Origin of the sequence: Shewanella sp. DC2-4, assembly GCF_013248875.1 — a bacterium.
GTDB classification, from domain to species: Bacteria; Pseudomonadota; Gammaproteobacteria; order Enterobacterales; family Shewanellaceae; genus Shewanella; species Shewanella oncorhynchi.
Window position 1 is genome coordinate 2575581 of record NZ_JABRVR010000002.1, and the last position, 17504, is coordinate 2593084.

The 17504-nt window shown below is 45.7% G+C and carries 13 protein-coding genes, 3 tRNA genes and 1 pseudogene; 8 read left to right on the top strand and 9 right to left on the bottom strand.

Features of this window, described 5'->3' with window-relative positions; translation table 11 throughout:
• Positions 1-35 precede the first annotated feature (35 nt).
• The 7 genes and pseudogenes from HQQ92_RS12145 (at position 36) to HQQ92_RS12175 (ending at position 7006) form a co-directional block, all read left to right on the top strand.
• Positions 36-1662: pseudogene (locus tag HQQ92_RS12145) on the top strand (ABC transporter substrate-binding protein).
• Positions 1662-2693, top strand: coding sequence for an ABC transporter permease subunit (locus tag HQQ92_RS12150; protein ID WP_028760461.1), 1032 nt, complete (start codon positions 1662-1664; stop codon positions 2691-2693). The pseudogene HQQ92_RS12145 and the gene HQQ92_RS12150 overlap by 1 nt, the downstream one beginning before the upstream one ends.
• Positions 2680-3570 carry an ABC transporter permease subunit gene (locus HQQ92_RS12155; protein WP_006081133.1) on the top strand — a complete coding sequence of 297 codons (891 nt, stop codon included), beginning with the start codon at positions 2680-2682 and terminating at the stop codon, positions 3568-3570. Before HQQ92_RS12150 ends, HQQ92_RS12155 begins: the two co-directional genes overlap by 14 nt.
• Before the next feature lie 3 nt (positions 3571-3573).
• Positions 3574-4581 carry an oligopeptide/dipeptide ABC transporter ATP-binding protein gene (locus HQQ92_RS12160; RefSeq protein WP_113938851.1) on the top strand — a complete coding sequence of 336 codons (1008 nt, stop codon included), beginning with the start codon at positions 3574-3576 and terminating at the stop codon, positions 4579-4581.
• Entirely contained in the window at positions 4562-5347 is a 786-nt protein-coding gene (locus tag HQQ92_RS12165; protein ID WP_173245618.1) for an ATP-binding cassette domain-containing protein, read from the top strand. Before HQQ92_RS12160 ends, HQQ92_RS12165 begins: the two co-directional genes overlap by 20 nt.
• Positions 5348-5452: 105 nt before the next feature.
• Entirely contained in the window at positions 5453-6655 is a 1203-nt protein-coding gene (gene fabV, locus HQQ92_RS12170; RefSeq protein ID WP_173245621.1) for an enoyl-ACP reductase FabV, read from the top strand.
• A gap of 138 nt (positions 6656-6793) precedes the next feature.
• On the top strand, positions 6794-7006 hold the full coding sequence (locus tag HQQ92_RS12175; RefSeq protein WP_006085368.1) for a molybdopterin-binding protein: 213 nt from the start codon (positions 6794-6796) through the stop codon (positions 7004-7006).
• A gap of 186 nt (positions 7007-7192) precedes the next feature.
• On the opposite strand, the gene HQQ92_RS12180 is transcribed toward HQQ92_RS12175, so the two are convergent.
• From HQQ92_RS12180 to HQQ92_RS12220, 9 genes are all read right to left on the bottom strand, one after another.
• Positions 7193-9058 carry a SurA N-terminal domain-containing protein gene (locus HQQ92_RS12180; RefSeq protein WP_173245624.1) on the bottom strand — a complete coding sequence of 622 codons (1866 nt, stop codon included), beginning with the start codon at positions 9056-9058 and terminating at the stop codon, positions 7193-7195.
• Positions 9059-9283: 225 nt separating this feature from the next.
• Complete coding sequence (gene hupB, locus HQQ92_RS12185; RefSeq protein WP_006081127.1) at positions 9284-9556, bottom strand: nucleoid-associated protein HU-beta; 273 nt, start codon at positions 9554-9556, stop codon at positions 9284-9286.
• Between the two features lie 259 nt (positions 9557-9815).
• Positions 9816-12173 carry an endopeptidase La gene (gene lon, locus HQQ92_RS12190; protein ID WP_105252934.1) on the bottom strand — a complete coding sequence of 786 codons (2358 nt, stop codon included), beginning with the start codon at positions 12171-12173 and terminating at the stop codon, positions 9816-9818.
• A gap of 132 nt (positions 12174-12305) precedes the next feature.
• On the bottom strand, positions 12306-13586 hold the full coding sequence (gene clpX / locus HQQ92_RS12195) for an ATP-dependent protease ATP-binding subunit ClpX (RefSeq protein ID WP_028760467.1): 1281 nt from the start codon (positions 13584-13586) through the stop codon (positions 12306-12308).
• A gap of 84 nt (positions 13587-13670) precedes the next feature.
• Complete coding sequence (gene clpP, locus HQQ92_RS12200; RefSeq protein WP_063883148.1) at positions 13671-14279, bottom strand: ATP-dependent Clp endopeptidase proteolytic subunit ClpP; 609 nt, start codon at positions 14277-14279, stop codon at positions 13671-13673.
• Between the two features lie 89 nt (positions 14280-14368).
• Positions 14369-15673, bottom strand: a complete 1305-nt coding sequence (gene tig, locus HQQ92_RS12205) for a trigger factor (RefSeq protein ID WP_173245627.1) — start codon at positions 15671-15673, stop codon at positions 14369-14371.
• Positions 15674-15934: 261 nt separating this feature from the next.
• Positions 15935-16010, bottom strand: a tRNA-His gene (locus tag HQQ92_RS12210).
• Between the two features lie 9 nt (positions 16011-16019).
• A tRNA-Arg gene (locus HQQ92_RS12215) sits at positions 16020-16096 on the bottom strand.
• Between the two features lie 117 nt (positions 16097-16213).
• Positions 16214-16290: transfer RNA gene (locus tag HQQ92_RS12220), tRNA-Pro, on the bottom strand.
• 268 nt (positions 16291-16558) lie between these two features.
• Here HQQ92_RS12220 and folD point away from each other — a divergent pair.
• Complete coding sequence (folD, locus tag HQQ92_RS12225) at positions 16559-17413, top strand: bifunctional methylenetetrahydrofolate dehydrogenase/methenyltetrahydrofolate cyclohydrolase FolD (protein ID WP_173245632.1); 855 nt, start codon at positions 16559-16561, stop codon at positions 17411-17413.
• The last annotated feature ends 91 nt before the right edge of the window (positions 17414-17504 follow it).

A 17504-nucleotide genomic window follows, 5' to 3' on the forward strand; every position in this document is an offset into this window, starting at 1 on the left:
TAGCCGTTCATAGTCGATAAAATAATGATTTATAAATGAGTGTGCTAATTAGACGCCTGTGCCTAACAACTGCAGTTTCTTGCATGAGTTGGTTGTTGGTCGCGTGTGGCCCCCAACGACTCCCTTCTGGTTTGGTGTATTGCTCCGAAGGGAACCCTGAGTCTTTTAATCCACAATTGGTGACATCTGGCACGACAATCGATGCCACCTCGCATCAAATTTATAGTCGCCTAGTGGATTATGACACCCAGTCAGGCAAGCTTGTCCCTGCCTTGGCGACGAGTTGGGCCATGTCTGATGATGGCTTAAGCTATCGCTTCACTCTCAGGGAAAACGTGCAGTTCCAGCATTCAAAGCGTTTTTACCCAACTCGCCCCTTTAATGCCGACGATGTGTTGTTCTCCTTTAATCGTATTATCGATACCCAGCATCCTTATCATTTTGTCTCCCGCACGGGTTATCCCTTCTTCCAAAGTATTGGCTTTTCTCAGCAAGTTAAAGGGATAGAGAAGATAAACGATCATGAAGTGGTCTTTTACTTAACCCGCAAAGACGCTTCTTTTCTGTCGAATTTAGCCACCGACTTTGCGGTGATCTTATCCAACGAATACGCGCAGCAGCAGTTAGCTTTAGGTCATCCTGAAAACGTCGACCACTTTGCCATTGGTACAGGACCGTTCACCTTAGTGCAATACGCTAAAAACGAATATATCCGCTATCGCCGTAATCCCGATTTTTGGGGAGAGCCAGCAAAAATCGATATGCTGGTATTTGATATCACGCCCAAAAGTACAGTTAGGCTCGCTAAGCTTATCGCGGGGGATTGCAGCGTTTCTGCGCTGCCCAAAGCAGGTGAACTGCCTGTTATCAAACAGCATCAAGAATTAAACATCGAATCACAACCGAGGTCTTAACGTAGCATTTTGGGCCTTTAATACACAAAAGCCACCGTTAGATGATGTTCGCGTACGTCGTGCACTTGCCTATGCTGTTGATAAACAAAATATCCTGCGAGCGGTTTATCAAAATACTGCCATTGAAGCCACCGGCGTTCTGCCGCCAGCATCATGGGCCTACGAAAATAACAAAGGACTTGTCGATTACAATCCGCAAAAAGCACGCGACCTATTAAAAGAAGCTGGTATAAAAAATCTCAGCATCAATATTTGGGCCATACCGGTTGCCCGCGCTTATAACCCCAATTCGTTGAAAACGGCCGAATTAATTCAATCCGATTTAGCAAACATCGGCGTAAAAGTGAATATCGTCAGTTACGATTGGAGCGTATTTAATCAGAGACTGAGCCGCGACGACTATGATTCTGTGCTGATTGGCTGGAATGCTGATAACAGCGATCCCGATAACTTTTTTAATCCGCTGCTGAGCTGCGCAGCAATGCAATCAAACAACAATCGTTCTCGCTGGTGTAACCCTGAGTTTGATGCCATCTTAAACAGCGCAAGGGAAGTATCAGATCAAGCGGAACGTAAAGTGATTTATCAACAAGCAGAAGCCTTTTTAGCTGAACAAGTACCTATGCTGAGTCTGGCCCATGCCAAACGTGTAGCGTTAACTCGCAGTGATATCAAGGATATGCAGCTTACGCCTTTTGGTGGGATTTCCTTCACCCATACTAGCCAAGCACCACAGGAGGCGAATTAATGTTTACATACCTACTGCGTCGCCTCAATTTATTTCTTGCTACTTCGTTAGTCATGGTGGGTGTCTTATTTTACGCTACAGGCTTGTTTCCAGTTGAGCGCACCTATGCACTCACTGGCATACATACACCGACGGCGACCCAACTGGTTCAAATAGAACAAGACTACAAATTAGATAAAAACCAAGCGTGGCAATTTATCGCTTACCTACAACAAAGGCTTAGCGGTAATTTAGGGATTTCAGTCACGTCACATCAAGAAGTCGCCGAAGAACTCAGTGCCGTCCTGCCCGCCTCCTTCGAACTTGCTGTGATGGCGGGTATTATCGCAATTTGCTTGGGCGTGCCCTTGGGCGTGCTCGCCTCCCAGAGTCAACATAAGCTCACCCAAAATACCATTATGGCGATTACCCTAACGGGCTACTCTGTCCCCGTATTCTGGTTAGGCCTTTATCTTTCGCTTTGGTTTGGCGTCGATCTTGGGTGGTTACCAATTTCGGGACAAATCAATTTGCTCTATGAAATCAAGCCTGTCACAGGCTTTATGCTAGTGGATACCTTGTTGTCAGAGTCTGAATACGGCATGTCGGCATTTAAAGATGCCCTGCTGCATATCATTTTGCCAGCCACAACACTGGCCGTGTTACCTTTTACTGTAGTGGTTCGTAGCACCCGTTCGGCAATGGTGAATGTGATGAATCAAACCTTTATCCGCGCCGCCGAAGCCAGAGGCATGCATACTGGCACGATTATACTGCGCCACGCCCTGCCCAATGCGTTAATCCCCGTACTTAAACATTTAGGGCTAATGCTTGGCTCATTTGCCAGTTATGCCATAGTGGTTGAAATGATTTTCTCTTGGCCTGGTGTAGGATCTTGGCTAGTTTCAGGGATTTACCAACGGGACTATACTGTTATCCAAGGTGGGATTTTGGCCGTGGCCCTATTGATTATCTTCCTAAGTATCTTGATTGAAGTGCTGCACACAGCCTTTAATCCACTGAGCAGAAAAGACCTTTATGCCACCAGTTAAAATTTATCAAGAAGATCAAATTGCCTCCCCGACTATGCGGGTTTGGCTTAACTTTTCGGCTAATCCTTTCGCCTTAGCGGGTCTGTGGACGATTGCATTTCTGCTCTTGCTAACCCTGTTTGGCCCTATGATTGCGCCCTTTCCGCCAGAAGCACAAGATCCAAGAGCCTTGCTGTTGCCACCCTCTTGGGACCCTTCAGGGACAGTGGCGCACTTTTTAGGGACTGACGATCTCGGCCGCGATATTTTTAGCCGATTATTACACGGCGCGCACTTGACCTTTGGCATGGCGCTGCTGATCGTCGTTACCGCTTTATTCACAGGCTTTATCATAGGGTCGTTGTCGGGCATGATGCGGGGCTTAAAATCCAGTATTCTCGGTCATTTGCTCGATGCGCTGTTATCGATTCCTTCATTATTAATGGCCATTTTAGTGGTCGCTGTAATGGGACCAGGGCTTGAAAACGTGTTCTGGGCCGTCGGGATTGCCTTAACCCCACAATTTGTGCGCTCCATACACCAGTCAGTGCATGAAGAATTACAAAAAGAATATGTCACAGCCGCACGTTTAGACGGTGCGAACTCGATGCAAATTTTTTGGTACGTCATTATGCCAAACGTCTGGGAAGTGGTGATAATTCAAACCACACTTGCCATTTCAGCTGCTATTTTAGACATCGCTGCCCTCGGTTTTTTAAGCTTGGGTGCACAGGCGCCGAGTCCAGAATGGGGCGCTATGGTTGCCCAAGGGATGGATAATTTACTAACTGCACCTTGGGCCGTAACTATCCCAGGCTTAGCGATTCTTTTCAGTGTGCTTTCCATTAACTTGGTTGGCGATGGCCTACGGTCGGCGCTTGCGCCCATCAGAAACTAACTTATGCCCTTACTCGACGTACGAAATCTAACGATTGAACTCGATACGCCCCACGGTAGAGTGCGGGCGCTAGAAAAAGTCAGCTTAACACTCAATGCGGGCGAAATTCATGGGCTAGTTGGTGAATCTGGCTCAGGACGAAGTTTGTTAGCCAGAGCGATTTTAGGCATCCCCGGCCCCAACTGGACTATTACTGCAGACCGCATGATGTGGGATGGCAATAACTTGATGGCCATGAGCTCAAAAGAGCGCCGTAACCTGATGGGTTCAGACATGGCAATGATCTTCCAAGATCCGTCTGGCAGCTTAGATCCAGCACAAACCGTTGGCAGTCAGTTAATGCAAGCTATGCCTAAAAATCCCAACGCCTATTTTTGGCAACGGCGCAGGCATGCACGACTTACAGCACAGAAATGGCTGCATAAAGTCGGGATCAAGAATCCGCGGCAGGTGATGTCTAGCTACGCATGGGAATTATCCGAAGGCGAATGCCAAAAGGTGATGATTGCGATGGCGGTTGCTAACCAGCCTCGCCTCTTGATTGCAGACGAACCCACAAGCTCGATGGAGCTCAGCACTCAGGCGCAAATTTTCAGATTATTATCCCAATTAAATCAATTACAAAACGTATCGATTCTATTGATCAGCCACGAGCTGGAAACCTTAGCCCAATGGTGCGATCACTTATCCGTACTCTATTGCGGTCAAGTCATGGAATCTGGGCCGACGGACGAAGTGATTAAGCAGCCTTATCATCCTTACACTAAGGCGTTACTCGAAAATATGCCCGACTATTCAGGCTCAGGTGGTCACAAGGCGATTATGCCTACCCTACCGGGTTCTGCGCCCGCCTTACAGCATTTGCCAATTGGTTGTCGTTTAGGGCCACGCTGCCCTGAAGCACAAAAAAAATGCGTTAATCAGCCAAATTTGAGTCATATCAAAGACCGCTATTTTGCCTGTCATTTCCCTTATCACGGCGAAACCCATAATGACGACCCCACTGCTTAAAGTTAATGACCTTTATAAAAGATATGATACTGGTTATAAGGGCTTTTCCCGCCAATATAACGATGCATTAGCGCCCGTATCCTTTGAACTCGAACGCGGTGAAACCTTAGCGATAGTGGGTGAGGCGGGTTCAGGTAAAAGTACCCTCGCCCGCATTTTAGTCGGTGCAGAGCCCCGCAGCGGCGGCGAGATTTTTTTCGAAGGTGAAGCCTTAGATAGCCGCAATGTGAAGCAAAGATGCCGCTTAATTCGGATGATTTTCCAAGATCCGAATACTTCACTGAACCCGCGCCTAACGATTGGTCAATTACTCGATGAGCCGCTGCGTTTCAACACCCAAATGTCAGCGCAATCGCGGCACACCCAAGTGGTCGATACCTTACGAAAAGTAGGTTTATTACCCGAGCATGCGGAGTTTTATCCGCACATGATTTCCGAAGGGCAAAAACAACGAGTCGCAGTAGCACGAGCCTTAATGCTCAATCCTAAAATTATCATTGCCGATGAAGCCTTAACCGCTCTGGACCTTTCGGTGCGTTCGCAAATTCTTAATTTGCTGTTAAAACTGCAAAAAGATCTCGGCTTGTCTTATATCTTCGTGTCCCATAATCTCAATATTATTCGCCATGTCAGCGATAAAATTATGGTATTGCACAAAGGTGTAATGGTTGAAAAAGCTGATATAGAACAAATATTTAACTCACCAAAACATGAATACACCCAGAGATTGGTCCAAGAGCAGAGTCTGTTTGTTCACAAACGCTAAACTGCTCCAACCACTTAAATAATCAGGTGAATTGGCTAAAAATAGGTGCCATTTACCCGCCGAAATATTTATCCTATTGGTCATTTTGATAGAAGAAGCTTAAACATGATTATCAAACCAAAAATTCGTGGATTCATTTGTACCACTACACACCCTGTCGGTTGTGAAGTAAACGTTCAAGAACAAATCACCTTAACTAAAGCAAAAGGCAAGATCGCTAACGGCCCGAAAAAGGTATTAGTAGTCGGTTCATCAAGTGGTTATGGTCTGTCTTCACGTATCGCAGCCGCTTTTGGTAGCGATGCCGCAACGATTGGCGTGTTCTTCGAAAAGCCAGGTACTGAAGCGAAACCAGGTACTGCAGGTTGGTACAACTCTGCCGCTTTCGACAAATTTGCTAAAGCGGAAGGTTTATATTCTAAAAGCATTAACGGCGATGCCTTTAGCCATGAAGCTAAACAAAAAGTCATCGAGCTTATCAAGCAAGATCTTGGTGAAATTGACATGGTTGTTTACTCACTGGCATCACCAGTGCGCAAACTCCCTGATTCAGGTGAGCTTATCCGATCAGCTTTAAAACCCATTGGCGAAACTTACACAGCGACTGCCGTTGATACCAATAAAGACTGCATCATTGAAGCCACCGTTGAGCCAGCAACTAAGCAAGAAATTGCCGATACTGTCACCGTTATGGGCGGCGAAGATTGGGAACTGTGGATCAAAGCCTTATCTGAAGCCGGTGTATTAGCCGATAACTGCAAAACCGTAGCCTATAGCTATATCGGTACTGAATTGACGTGGCCAATTTACTGGCACGGCGCCCTTGGCAAGGCCAAGATGGATCTGGACCGCGCAGCAAAAGCGTTAAATGAACAACTGTCAGCCACTGGCGGCAGCGCAAATGTTGCAGTGCTAAAGAGCGTTGTGACTCAAGCGAGTTCAGCCATTCCTGTCATGCCTTTATATATCGCTATGGTATTCAAGAAAATGCGTCAGGAAGGTCTCCATGAAGGTTGTATGGAGCAAATCTATCGCTTATTCAGTGAGCGCCTATTCCGTGCCGATGGTGCAAAACCTGAGACCGACAGTGATAATCGCTTACGTTTAGATGACTGGGAACTGCGTGAAGATATTCAGCAACACTGCCGTAATTTGTGGCCACAAGTGACCACAGAAAACTTATCAGAATTGACTGATTACCGTGAATACAAAGCTGAATTTATTAAGTTATTTGGTTTTGGTATCGAAGGCATTGATTACGATGCCGACGTTAACCCATACGTTGAATTTGACGTTATCGAACTCTAATCAACTCGATAGCGAATCACTGCTTATCACAAACGTTAAACGCCACTTTTTAGTGGCGTTTTTATTTATAACTCCCAGATTAAGATGCGCTACACTAGCTGCAGTTGACCCCTAATAATCCCTCAATAAGGAAAATCAATGAAAATTAGCGCAAGAAACACCCTCAGCGGTACAATCAAATCCATAGAAATGGGCGCTGTAAACAATGAAGTGACAATAGAACTTGCACCCGGTGTCGTACTGACCTCTGTGGTGACTAAAGCTTCCTGTGAGCGCCTAGGGCTCAAAGTGGGTGATTCGGCTTATGCCCTCATCAAAGCCAGCAGCGTAATGATTGGCGTTGATGATTAACCATTCAATTCAGTAACGTGGCGATTGAAGTAATGGAATATGGAGTCTGACAGTGTTGCTATAGCGGATATCCTTCGAACTTCATTGGTAAACTTTATCGAATTAAAAAAAAGGCCAAGTGAACTCACTTGGCCTTTTCTATTTAATCAGTCGGATAGTAAATTTAACTCGCTATCCTCACTGAAATTATTCTTCTACAGGATAAAACACCTTGGCATTGGCTTTAAGCGAATCGATCAAGCCACGGTAGTCTGCTTCACTGTATTGTGCGTTCAGACGTTGTTTAAGTGCATTAACTAGCTCATCACTCACACCTTCTGCAGCGTTGACTTTATCCAGTGCAACCACAGCATAACCGTTTGCTAAACCAACGGTATCAACAACAGGAGTTGTACTTGGTGTTGGCATTTGGAACGCTTTGCCTACAATCGCAGCATCAACGTCTTGCGCGCCACGGCCTAGTTTCGCTTTAGACACTAAACCAAGATCAGTTGCACCCGCTTTAACTTGTGCCATCAGTTCCTGTGCTTTAGCACGGGCGGCTTCGTTTGCTTGATCTTGCTTCAAGCGCTCAGTGATGTTGGCTTTCACTTCAGCTAAGGCCAAAGTACCCGCATCGTGATGTTCTTTCACTCGGATAACAACCACATGGTTAGGTTCAAGCTCAATCACTTCACTGTTTAAACCTTTCAGCATCACAGTTTCAGAGAAGGCTGCTTTAACTAAGTCAGGCTTGTTTAGCTCAGCAGGTGCGTTATCGCGAGAAAACAGTGCTGTAGTCTTAACATCAACGCCAACAGCTTTTGCGGTTTCAGATAGTGTATCTGGCACTTCATAGCTGGTATCCGCTAATTTACTTTGTAAGCTATAGAACTGGTCAACCGCTTTCTTATCTTGCAATTGAGCCACTATCTTAGCTTTCACATCAGCAAACGGTACAGTCGCGCCAGATTGCACATCTAATAGCTTGATAATGTGGAAACCAAAGTCTGTTTTAACCACCGCAGAATGTTGGCCTTTATTTAATGCAAATAAAGCGGCATCAAATGCGGGGTCCATTACACCAGGTTCAAACCAATCCAGTTTACCGCCCTGCTCTGCACTCAAAGTATCATCAGAGTTAGCTTTAGCCAGATCAGCAAAATCGGCACCGCTATCTAATTGCTTAGCGAGATCTTCAGCCTTTGCTTTTGCTGCCGCTTCATCGTTACCTGGCATAACCAAAATATGCGCGGCAAGACGCTTCTCGTTAGAAACATATTGTGCTTTATGTTCTTCGTAATACGTTTGTGCTTCTTCATCAGAAACTGGATTATTTTTAGCAAAATCAGCAGCATTCAGTTCAACATATTCTAAGCTCACCATCTCTGGGCTCATAAACTGCCCTTGGTTTGCGTCATAATAGTTTTTCACTTGCTCGTCAGTCACAACCGCTGTCGCTAAGAATGGTGCAGAATCGACAATAACATAGCGCACATCACGGGTTTGGCCTTGTAACTCAGCCAATTGCTTAGCTTCGCCAGGTAACACGAATTCAGTACCCACAAGGGCTGCAGTTAACTGACGACGGGTCATATCGACACGCATCATGTCTCTGAAAGTCTGCGGCTGATAACCTAACTGACGCAGAATCGCCTGATAACGATCGTTATCAAATTTGCCATCAGTTTGAAATGCCGGTTCAGCTCTCATTGCAGCAACAATTTGCTCATCAGATACACGTAGACCCATAGCCTTAGCAGCTTGATCTATCAACTTGTCAGCCACTAAGCGTTCTAATACGCTCTGCTTAATGCTTTGTAAGTATTTTTCGTCAGCAGATAACGCAGCAAACATTTCACCTAGCTGTTGCTCCATGCGAGAGCGCTCGCTCTGGTACGCCTGCTCTAGCTCGGCTTTAGTGATCTTGTCACCGTTCACTTCTGCCGCAGGCACATCAGTTGTTGAACCTAAGTAACTACTGACTCCTGCAAATGCAAAAGATAAAATCACAAGTACGAGAATGCCTTTAGCAATCACGCCTTGCGAACCATCGCGGATCTTTTCTAACATCAGATTTCTCGCTTGTTGCGATTAACAAAATAAAAAGGCGCATCAGGTTGAGATGCGCCTTTCTGTAATTTATGGGGAATATTCAGACGCTACCACTGGTAAATTCTAAAACCCCGAGTAATGGTAGAAATTAAGCTTCATATTCCATTACTTTCAATTCGTAAAAAGCACTGATAAACAGTGCTTGTCATTACGAACGCCTTACAAAGGCTACGATATTAATGATTAATTAACAGCGTCTTTCAGTGCTTTACCAGCTTTGAATGCAGGAATTTTAGCTGCTGCGATTTTGATTTCTTCACCCGTTTGTGGGTTGCGACCAGTACGCTCAGCGCGTTCACGCACTTCAAAAGTACCAAAACCAACAAGAGAAATTTTATCACCTTCTTTCAGACCTTCGGTCACAGCAGCGATAAAAGAATCCAGTGCTCGGCCAGCAGCGGCTTTAGAAATGTCAGCACCAGATGCGATTTTCTCGATTAGTTCAGATTTGTTCATGTCATCCCCTTGAATGTAATTTTTTTGCGCCGCAACCAAATCCGTCTCTAGAGCGGTCTGCGGAGGCTTTTATAACAAGCTTGAATTCAAAGTTCAAGCTGAGTTCGAAAACCAAAGAATTAAAACTGGATACAGCTCAAAGCCAGTTGCGCCAAGGGCTTGGAGCAGCTGGCTCTCCACAGACCTAGGCTACCACAGGTCTGCGCTTTGTTAAGCCCCTTTTTTCATTTTTTTTAACGTGATAGCGCAATTTCTTGCGTTATGCCAAGTTTTTAACCACTTCGAAGCCTTCCACTGGTCTTTCTAGGGCCAGTTTTAACACTTCATCGACCCAACGCACGGGACGAATTTCTAAATCGGCAATCACATTGGCAGGGATTTCTTCCAAATCACGCTCATTTTCTTTTGGAATAAGCACCAATTTTATGCCGCCGCGGTGTGCTGCTAGCAGTTTTTCTTTCAAACCACCGATAGGTAACACTTCACCACGTAAGGTTATTTCACCTGTCATGGCCACATCGGCACGCACGGGGTTACCCGTTAAGCTTGATACTAACGCGGTACACATTGCCGCACCTGCAGATGGACCATCTTTGGGTGTCGCACCTTCTGGCACATGCACGTGGATATCACGCTTCTCGTAGAAATCCGCATTGATACCTAATTGTTCCGCACGGGCGCGAACAACTGTCATCGCTGCTTGAATCGACTCTTGCATCACGTCACCAAGAGAACCGGTATAGGTTAACTTCCCTTTACCTGGCACTGAGGTTGCTTCAATCGTCAGTAAGTCACCGCCCACTTGAGTCCAAGCTAAGCCAGTCACTTGACCGATTTGGTTCTTAGACTCGGCTTTGCCGTAATCAAAGCGCTGCACACCAAGGAAAGACTTAAGATTCTCTTGGTTGACAGTCACAGACTTGACCGACTTATCGAGCAAAATCATTTTCACGACTTTACGGCAAATCTTAGACAATTCACGCTCGAGTGAACGCACACCCGCTTCACGGGTGTAATAACGGATAATGCCAACGATAGCACTATCATCTACTTTAATTTCAGTGGCTTTTAAACCATTGCGCTCAATTTGCTTATTCAGCAAATGTTGCTTAGCAATATTCAGCTTCTCGTCTTCGGTGTAACCCGATAAACGAATGACTTCCATACGGTCAAGTAGTGGCCCAGGAATATCCATGGAGTTTGACGTTGCAACAAACATCACATCGGATAAGTCGTAATCGACTTCGAGGTAATGATCGTTAAAGGTCGCATTTTGCTCAGGATCTAACACTTCCAATAAAGCAGAAGCCGGATCGCCGCGCATATCTGAACTCATCTTGTCGATTTCATCGAGCAAGAATAACGGGTTTTTCACGCCGACTTTAGCCATCTTTTGAATGACTTTACCCGGCATAGACCCAATGTAAGTACGGCGATGACCACGGATTTCCGCTTCATCACGCACGCCACCGAGGGCAACACGCACATACTTACGACCAGTCGCCTTAGCGATCGATTGACCTAACGAGGTTTTACCCACACCTGGTGGCCCCACTAAACACAGGATTGGCCCTTTAAGCTGACGCACTCGGCTTTGGACTGCCAAATATTCCAAGATACGTTCTTTGACTTTTTCAAGGCCAAAATGATCGGTGTCGAGTACTTCTTGGGCTTTGGCTAAATCACGTTTGATTTTAGAGCGTTGGCTCCAAGGCACCGCTGTCATCCAATCGACATAACTGCGAACCACCGTCGCTTCAGCCGACATTGGTGACATCATGCGTAACTTGTTAAGCTCGGCGAGGGCTTTCTCTTTCGCCTCAGCGGGCATATTAGCCTCTTCAATCTTACGATTTAAGGCTTCAAATTCGTCATGGCCTTCATCTAAGTCACCCAGTTCTTTCTGGATGGCTTTCATCTGTTCGTTCAGATAGTACTCACGCTGACTCTTTTCCATCTGTTTTTTAACGCGAGTCCGGATACGTTTCTCAACCTGCAATAGGTCGATCTCCGATTCCATCATCGCCATTAGATATTCCAGACGTTCGCCGACGTTGACCATCTCAAGCACAGATTGCTTATCTTCAAGCTTAAGTGGCATGTGTGCGGCCATAGTATCGGCCAGACGCGCCGCTTCATCGATACCCGATAAAGAGGTCAAGACTTCTGGCGGGATCTTTTTGTTCAGCTTGATATAACCTTCAAACTGACCAATAGCACTGCGCACTAACACTTCTTCTTCTTTGTCTTCCAGCGGTTCTGATTCCAGATACTCAGCCTTAGCCACAAAGAATTCTGTTTCTTGGGTATAACGGGTAATACGGGCGCGACGACCGCCTTCAACCAGCACTTTGACTGTACCGTCTGGCAGCTTAAGTAACTGTAAAATAGAGGCAACCGTACCCACTTCGAAGATGTCATCTTTTGATGGTTCATCGAGCTCGGCATCACGCTGCGCCACTAAAATAATTTGCTTATCCTGCGCCATTGCCGTTTCGAGACATCGAATAGATTTTTCTCGTCCGACAAATAACGGAATTACCATATGGGGATAGACCACCACATCTCGCAGTGGCAGCACGGGGAGTTCGATATGCGCTTCACGCTCTTGGGTCATAGTTCGATTCCGTTTTGGTGAAATGGATTAATACTGGAGTATATTGGGACGCTTTATGGAGTTTCAATGGCTAATACGAAAAAAGGAGTCCATTGGACTCCTTGTTTTTCAGTTTATTAGCGATCAGTACAATTATTGTTCGCCTGATGCCACTTGGGCCTCATTGTGCTCGTAAATCAAGATTGGGGCAGATTCCCCTTTCACGACTGATTCATCCACAACGGCCTTCACCACACCGTCAACGGATGGGATATCGTACATAGTATCCAGCAGAATACTTTCAACGATGGAGCGTAGACCACGGGCACCTGTCTTGCGAGACATGGCTTTGTGAGCAATCGCTTTAAGCGCATCTTCGCGGAACTCAAGCTCAACCCCTTCCATCTCAAATAACGCACTGTATTGCTTAGTTAGGGCATTTTTAGGTTGAGATAGAATTTGTACTAAAGCTTCTTCATCCAGCTCAGTCAGAGTCGCAACCACTGGCAGACGACCAATAAACTCAGGGATTAAACCGTATTTGACTAAATCGCCAGGTTCTACTTGTGATAACGTTTCAGAGATCGTCGCCTTCTCTTTCTCGCCTTTCACCTGTGCACCAAAACCAATACCCGAGCCAACGTGCGCACGTTGCTCAATCACTTTCTCAAGCCCTGCAAATGCACCACCACAGATAAACAGGATCTTAGAAGTATCGACTTGTAAGAATTCTTGCTGTGGATGCTTACGGCCACCTTGTGGTGGAACCGCGGCAACAGTACCTTCAATCAGCTTAAGCAGCGCTTGCTGTACACCCTCACCCGATACGTCACGGGTGATTGATGGATTGTCTGACTTACGGCTAATTTTATCGATTTCATCGATATAAACGATACCACGCTGCGCTTTCTCAACATCATAGTCGCACTTTTGCAGCAACTTTTGAATGATGTTTTCAACGTCTTCACCCACATAACCCGCTTCAGTCAGCGTAGTAGCATCTGCCATAGTGAAAGGCACATTGAGTGAGCGCGCAAGGGTTTCAGCCAGTAGGGTTTTACCGCTACCCGTTGGACCGATAAGCAAAATATTACTCTTGCCCAGCTCGATACCATCTTTAGGCGATGCATTTTTTAAACGCTTATAGTGGTTATACACTGCCACAGAAAGCACTTTTTTCGCTCTGTCTTGGCCAATAACATAATCGTCTAAATGTGCACGCAACTCATGTGGTGTCGGTAATTTATCGCTATCACGCTTTGGAGAGATTTCTTTAATCTCTTCACGAATGATGTCGTTACATAACTCAACACATTCGTCGCATACATACACTGATGGGCCAGCAATGAGTTTTCTGACTTCATGCTGGCTCTTTCCGCAAAAAGAGCAGTACAGCAATTTACCGCTGTCACCATTATTTTTGTTGTCGCCCATTAATTACCTCATTTGCAGTCTGCTCTACTGCCTGTCTTAAATTTGCTTAACTTTTACAAAGCATAGCTCAGTCAAAAGCAAAAATCAGCCGCGTTTCGTCATCACAGAGTCAACTAAGCCATATTCGACGGCTTGAGTTGCACTCATGAAGTTGTCACGATCGGTATCGCGTTCAATCACTTCGAGCGGTTGACCTGTGTGTTCAGCGAGCATTAGGTTAAGCTTATTTTTAATGCCTAAGATTTCTTTGGCATGAATAGCAATATCTGATGCTTGACCTTGGAAACCACCCAGCGGTTGATGGATCATCACGCGAGAGTTTGGTAAACAGTGACGCTTACCCTTCTCACCACCGGCTAACAAGAAAGCGCCCATACTAGCGGCTTGGCCGATACAGACAGTGCTAACATTCGGTTTGATAAACTGCATGGTATCATAAATCGCCATGCCTGCGGTGACAGAGCCACCAGGAGAGTTAATGTATAAAAAGATATCTTTATCTGGGCTTTCTGATTCTAAGAATAATAGTTGCGCCACGATAAGGTTTGCCATGTGTTCTTCAACTTGACCTACCAAAAAGATAATCCGCTCTTTCAACAAACGAGAATAAATATCGTATGAGCGTTCACCCTTAGCAGTCTGTTCGATCACCATAGGCACTAAAGCACTTTGTATGTCTGACGCATTATGCATTATTCACTTCCCTAAATAAAAATGGCTCGCATGAGGAGCCTCATACGAGCCATTATAAATGGCGAACAGCTAATCAAGTCAAGCTTAGCTTATGCGCGACCGGTAGCCTTGTTCATAAATTCTTCAAAAGCGACTTGTTTTTCGGTCACTTTGGCAGATTTCAACAGTGCTTCAACCGCTTGCTCTTCTAAAGCAACGTTGCGCATGTTTTGCATCAGCTCTTTGTTGCTGTTGTAATAAGCAACAACTTCACTTGGATCTTCGTAGGCAGAAGCCATAGAAGCGATCAAGCCTTGTACGCGTTCATCTTCCGCTTTCAGTTCGTTAGTCTTGATGACTTCGCCTAATAGCAGACCGATTTTAACACGACGTACAGCTTGTTCAGTGAACAATTCAGCTGGCAGTTCTGGCATGTTAGCCGATTGGCCGCCAAAACGTTGCATGGCTTGTTGACGCAGAACGTTAACTTCGCCATCGATCAATGCTTTTGGCAAAGTGATATCGTTGTTAGCTAACAGACCATTGATCACTTGCTCTTTCACGTTAGCTTTTAACGCTTGCTCAAGTTCACGGTTCATGTTTTTACGGATTTCAGCTTTAAGGGCTTCTAAGCCACCTTCGCTGATACCGAACAGAGCAGCAAACTCATCGTTTACTTCTGGCAGGTTAGCCGCTTGCACTTCAGTCAGCGTAATCGCGAACTTAGCGGCTTTACCTTTCAGGTTTTCAGCGTGATATTCTTCTGGGAAGTTCACGTCGATAACAAATTCTTCACCCGCTTTGTGACCTAAAATACCCGTTTCAAAACCAGGGATCATACGGCCGCTACCTAATTGCAGTTCGAAATCGTCAGCTTTGCCGCCTTCAAATTCTTCACCGTCAACTGAGCCAACAAAGTTCATTTTCACTTTGTCGCCATCGGCAGCTTCACGTTCAACAGCAGCGAAAGTTGCGTGTTGTTTACGTAGGGTTTCAATCATAGTGTCAACGTCAGCGTCAGTCACTTCCGCTTTTGGTTGTTCTACTTCGATTGCATCTAAGCCTTTCAGCTCAACTTCTGGATAGATTTCAAAGGTAGCGATAAATTCGAACTTTTCGCCATCAGTTGAACCAGGAACAAAAGTCGGTGCACCGGCTGGGTTTAACTTCTCAGCAATAATTGCTTCGATGAAGTTACGTTGCATCACTTCACCCATGATGTCTTGACGAATCGCTGCGCCGTAACGTTTGTTAATCACAGTAACAGGCACTTTACCAGGACGGAAACCTGGGATACGAGCACGCTTAGCTTCACGTTGTAAACTGTCTTTAACCAGCTTTTCAATTTGTTCAGCAGGAACAGAAATGGTCAGGCGACGCTCTAGGCCTTGGGTTGCTTCAACAGAAACTTGCATTGTTTTACCTCGAAATTTGTCTAACGTCCTTTGTAATAGCCGATTCATCAACTATTCAGGTATTCGTTTCTTGATCATTAAATTTGACTACAATGCCCACCACAACTGGCTTTAGGCACAGGTCGCTCATAGTTGATATCTATCAAGACGCGACATTATAGCCACCGTTTTCTGCAGAGTCGAGCCTCAACAGCCGAATCTGGGGTATAAAAAAAGCGACACAAGGTCGCTTTTTTTAATTTGTACTCAAAGTACTAAAAATGGGGTGACTGATGGGGCTCGAACCCACGACAACCGGAATCACAATCCGGGACTCTACCAACTGAGCTACAATCACCACTGAAACTGGTACGCCCGGCAGGATTCGAACCTGCGACCACCCGCTTAGAAGGCGGGTGCTCTATCCAACTGAGCTACGGGCGCATGGTTTACAGAATCATCTGTATCCTAACCGATTTGGAAAGCATTTATGCTAAGCCTATCATTCGCCTATTTGAGTTCAAATTATTTTTGAATTCATCGAAGCAAACGACAATAAACTGGTCGGTGATAGAGGATTCGAACCTCTGACCCTCTGGTCCCAAACCAGATGCGCTACCGGACTGCGCTAATCACCGAAGGTCTTACATTACATTCCCAGCGCAAGATTAACACATCTGCCTGAGAACGGAGCGCATCTTATCCCCTCACTTTACACCCGTCAACGATTTTTTTATCGTTCGACTCTAGGTGCTGAATTATCAGGCTAATCTGTTTTTTTTTATCCACTTGGCAACGGCTTTAACCATGACACAGTAGCTGTGCCCTGTTAAAATAGCCACGATTGCCAATCTCTGTGTTAACTACTGTTTTCACCATCGCCCAAATAAAGGATATCCTACACCCATGACAGCCCAAATAATCGACGGCAAGGCGATTGCTCAATCCATCCGCACTAAGCTCAGCGAAAAAGTCACCGCCCGCAAAGAGGCTGGACAACGCGTACCGGGTTTAGCCGTAATATTAGTGGGAGCCGATCCGGCATCACAAGTTTATGTTGGCAGTAAACGTAAGGCTTGTGAAGAAGTTGGATTTATTTCTCGTTCATACGATTTAGAAACAAACTGCACTGAAGATGAATTACTCAACCTGATTGATAGTCTTAATGATGATCCGACAATTGATGGCATCTTAGTGCAACTGCCATTACCCGCACATATCGAAGACTCAAAAGTCATCGAGCGTATCCGCCCAGATAAAGACGTCGATGGATTTCACCCGTACAACGTCGGCCGTTTAGCCCAGCGTATTCCGGTGCTGCGCTCTTGCACCCCAATGGGCATAATGACACTCATCAAATCCACCGGCGTTGATACCTATGGTTTAGATGCTGTTGTGGTTGGCGCATCCAATATTGTCGGCCGCCCAATGACCTTAGAGTTGCTGCTCGCTGGCTGCACCACCACTACTTGCCACCGCTTCACTAAGAATCTCGAACAAAAAATCCGTCAGGCAGATCTCGTGGTCGTTGCAGTGGGTAAACCCGGCTTTATTCCTGGCGAGTGGATCAAGTCTGGCGCGATTGTAATAGATGTGGGTATTAACCGTTTAGATAACGGCACCTTAGTCGGCGATGTGCAATATGACATTGCTGCGCAAAATGCCAGCTTTATCACTCCAGTCCCCGGCGGTGTTGGCCCGATGACGATTGCAAGCCTATTAGAAAACACCTTATATGCCGCCGAGCAGTATCATGACTAGGTTCTAGGTTCTAGGTTCTAGGTTCTAGGTTCTAGGTTCTAGGTTCTAGGTTCTAGGTTCTAGGTTCTAGGTTCTAGCAAGCATAAAAAAA

Coding starts and splice junctions, on each gene's coding strand:
- clpX (WP_028760467.1), bottom strand. CDS start 13,586: ATGGGCGACAACAAAAATAATGGTGACAGCGGTAAATTGCTGTACTGC.
- HQQ92_RS12175 (WP_006085368.1), top strand. CDS start 6,794: ATGAAAATTAGCGCAAGAAACACCCTCAGCGGTACAATCAAATCCATA.
- lon (WP_105252934.1), bottom strand. CDS start 12,173: ATGACCCAAGAGCGTGAAGCGCATATCGAACTCCCCGTGCTGCCACTG.
- clpP (WP_063883148.1), bottom strand. CDS start 14,279: ATGCATAATGCGTCAGACATACAAAGTGCTTTAGTGCCTATGGTGATC.
- HQQ92_RS12155 (WP_006081133.1), top strand. CDS start 2,680: ATGCCACCAGTTAAAATTTATCAAGAAGATCAAATTGCCTCCCCGACT.
- HQQ92_RS12180 (WP_173245624.1), bottom strand. CDS start 9,058: ATGTTAGAAAAGATCCGCGATGGTTCGCAAGGCGTGATTGCTAAAGGC.
- hupB (WP_006081127.1), bottom strand. CDS start 9,556: ATGAACAAATCTGAACTAATCGAGAAAATCGCATCTGGTGCTGACATT.
- fabV (WP_173245621.1), top strand. CDS start 5,453: ATGATTATCAAACCAAAAATTCGTGGATTCATTTGTACCACTACACAC.
- HQQ92_RS12165 (WP_173245618.1), top strand. CDS start 4,562: ATGACGACCCCACTGCTTAAAGTTAATGACCTTTATAAAAGATATGAT.
- folD (WP_173245632.1), top strand. CDS start 16,559: ATGACAGCCCAAATAATCGACGGCAAGGCGATTGCTCAATCCATCCGC.
- HQQ92_RS12150 (WP_028760461.1), top strand. CDS start 1,662: ATGTTTACATACCTACTGCGTCGCCTCAATTTATTTCTTGCTACTTCG.
- HQQ92_RS12160 (WP_113938851.1), top strand. CDS start 3,574: ATGCCCTTACTCGACGTACGAAATCTAACGATTGAACTCGATACGCCC.
- tig (WP_173245627.1), bottom strand. CDS start 15,673: ATGCAAGTTTCTGTTGAAGCAACCCAAGGCCTAGAGCGTCGCCTGACC.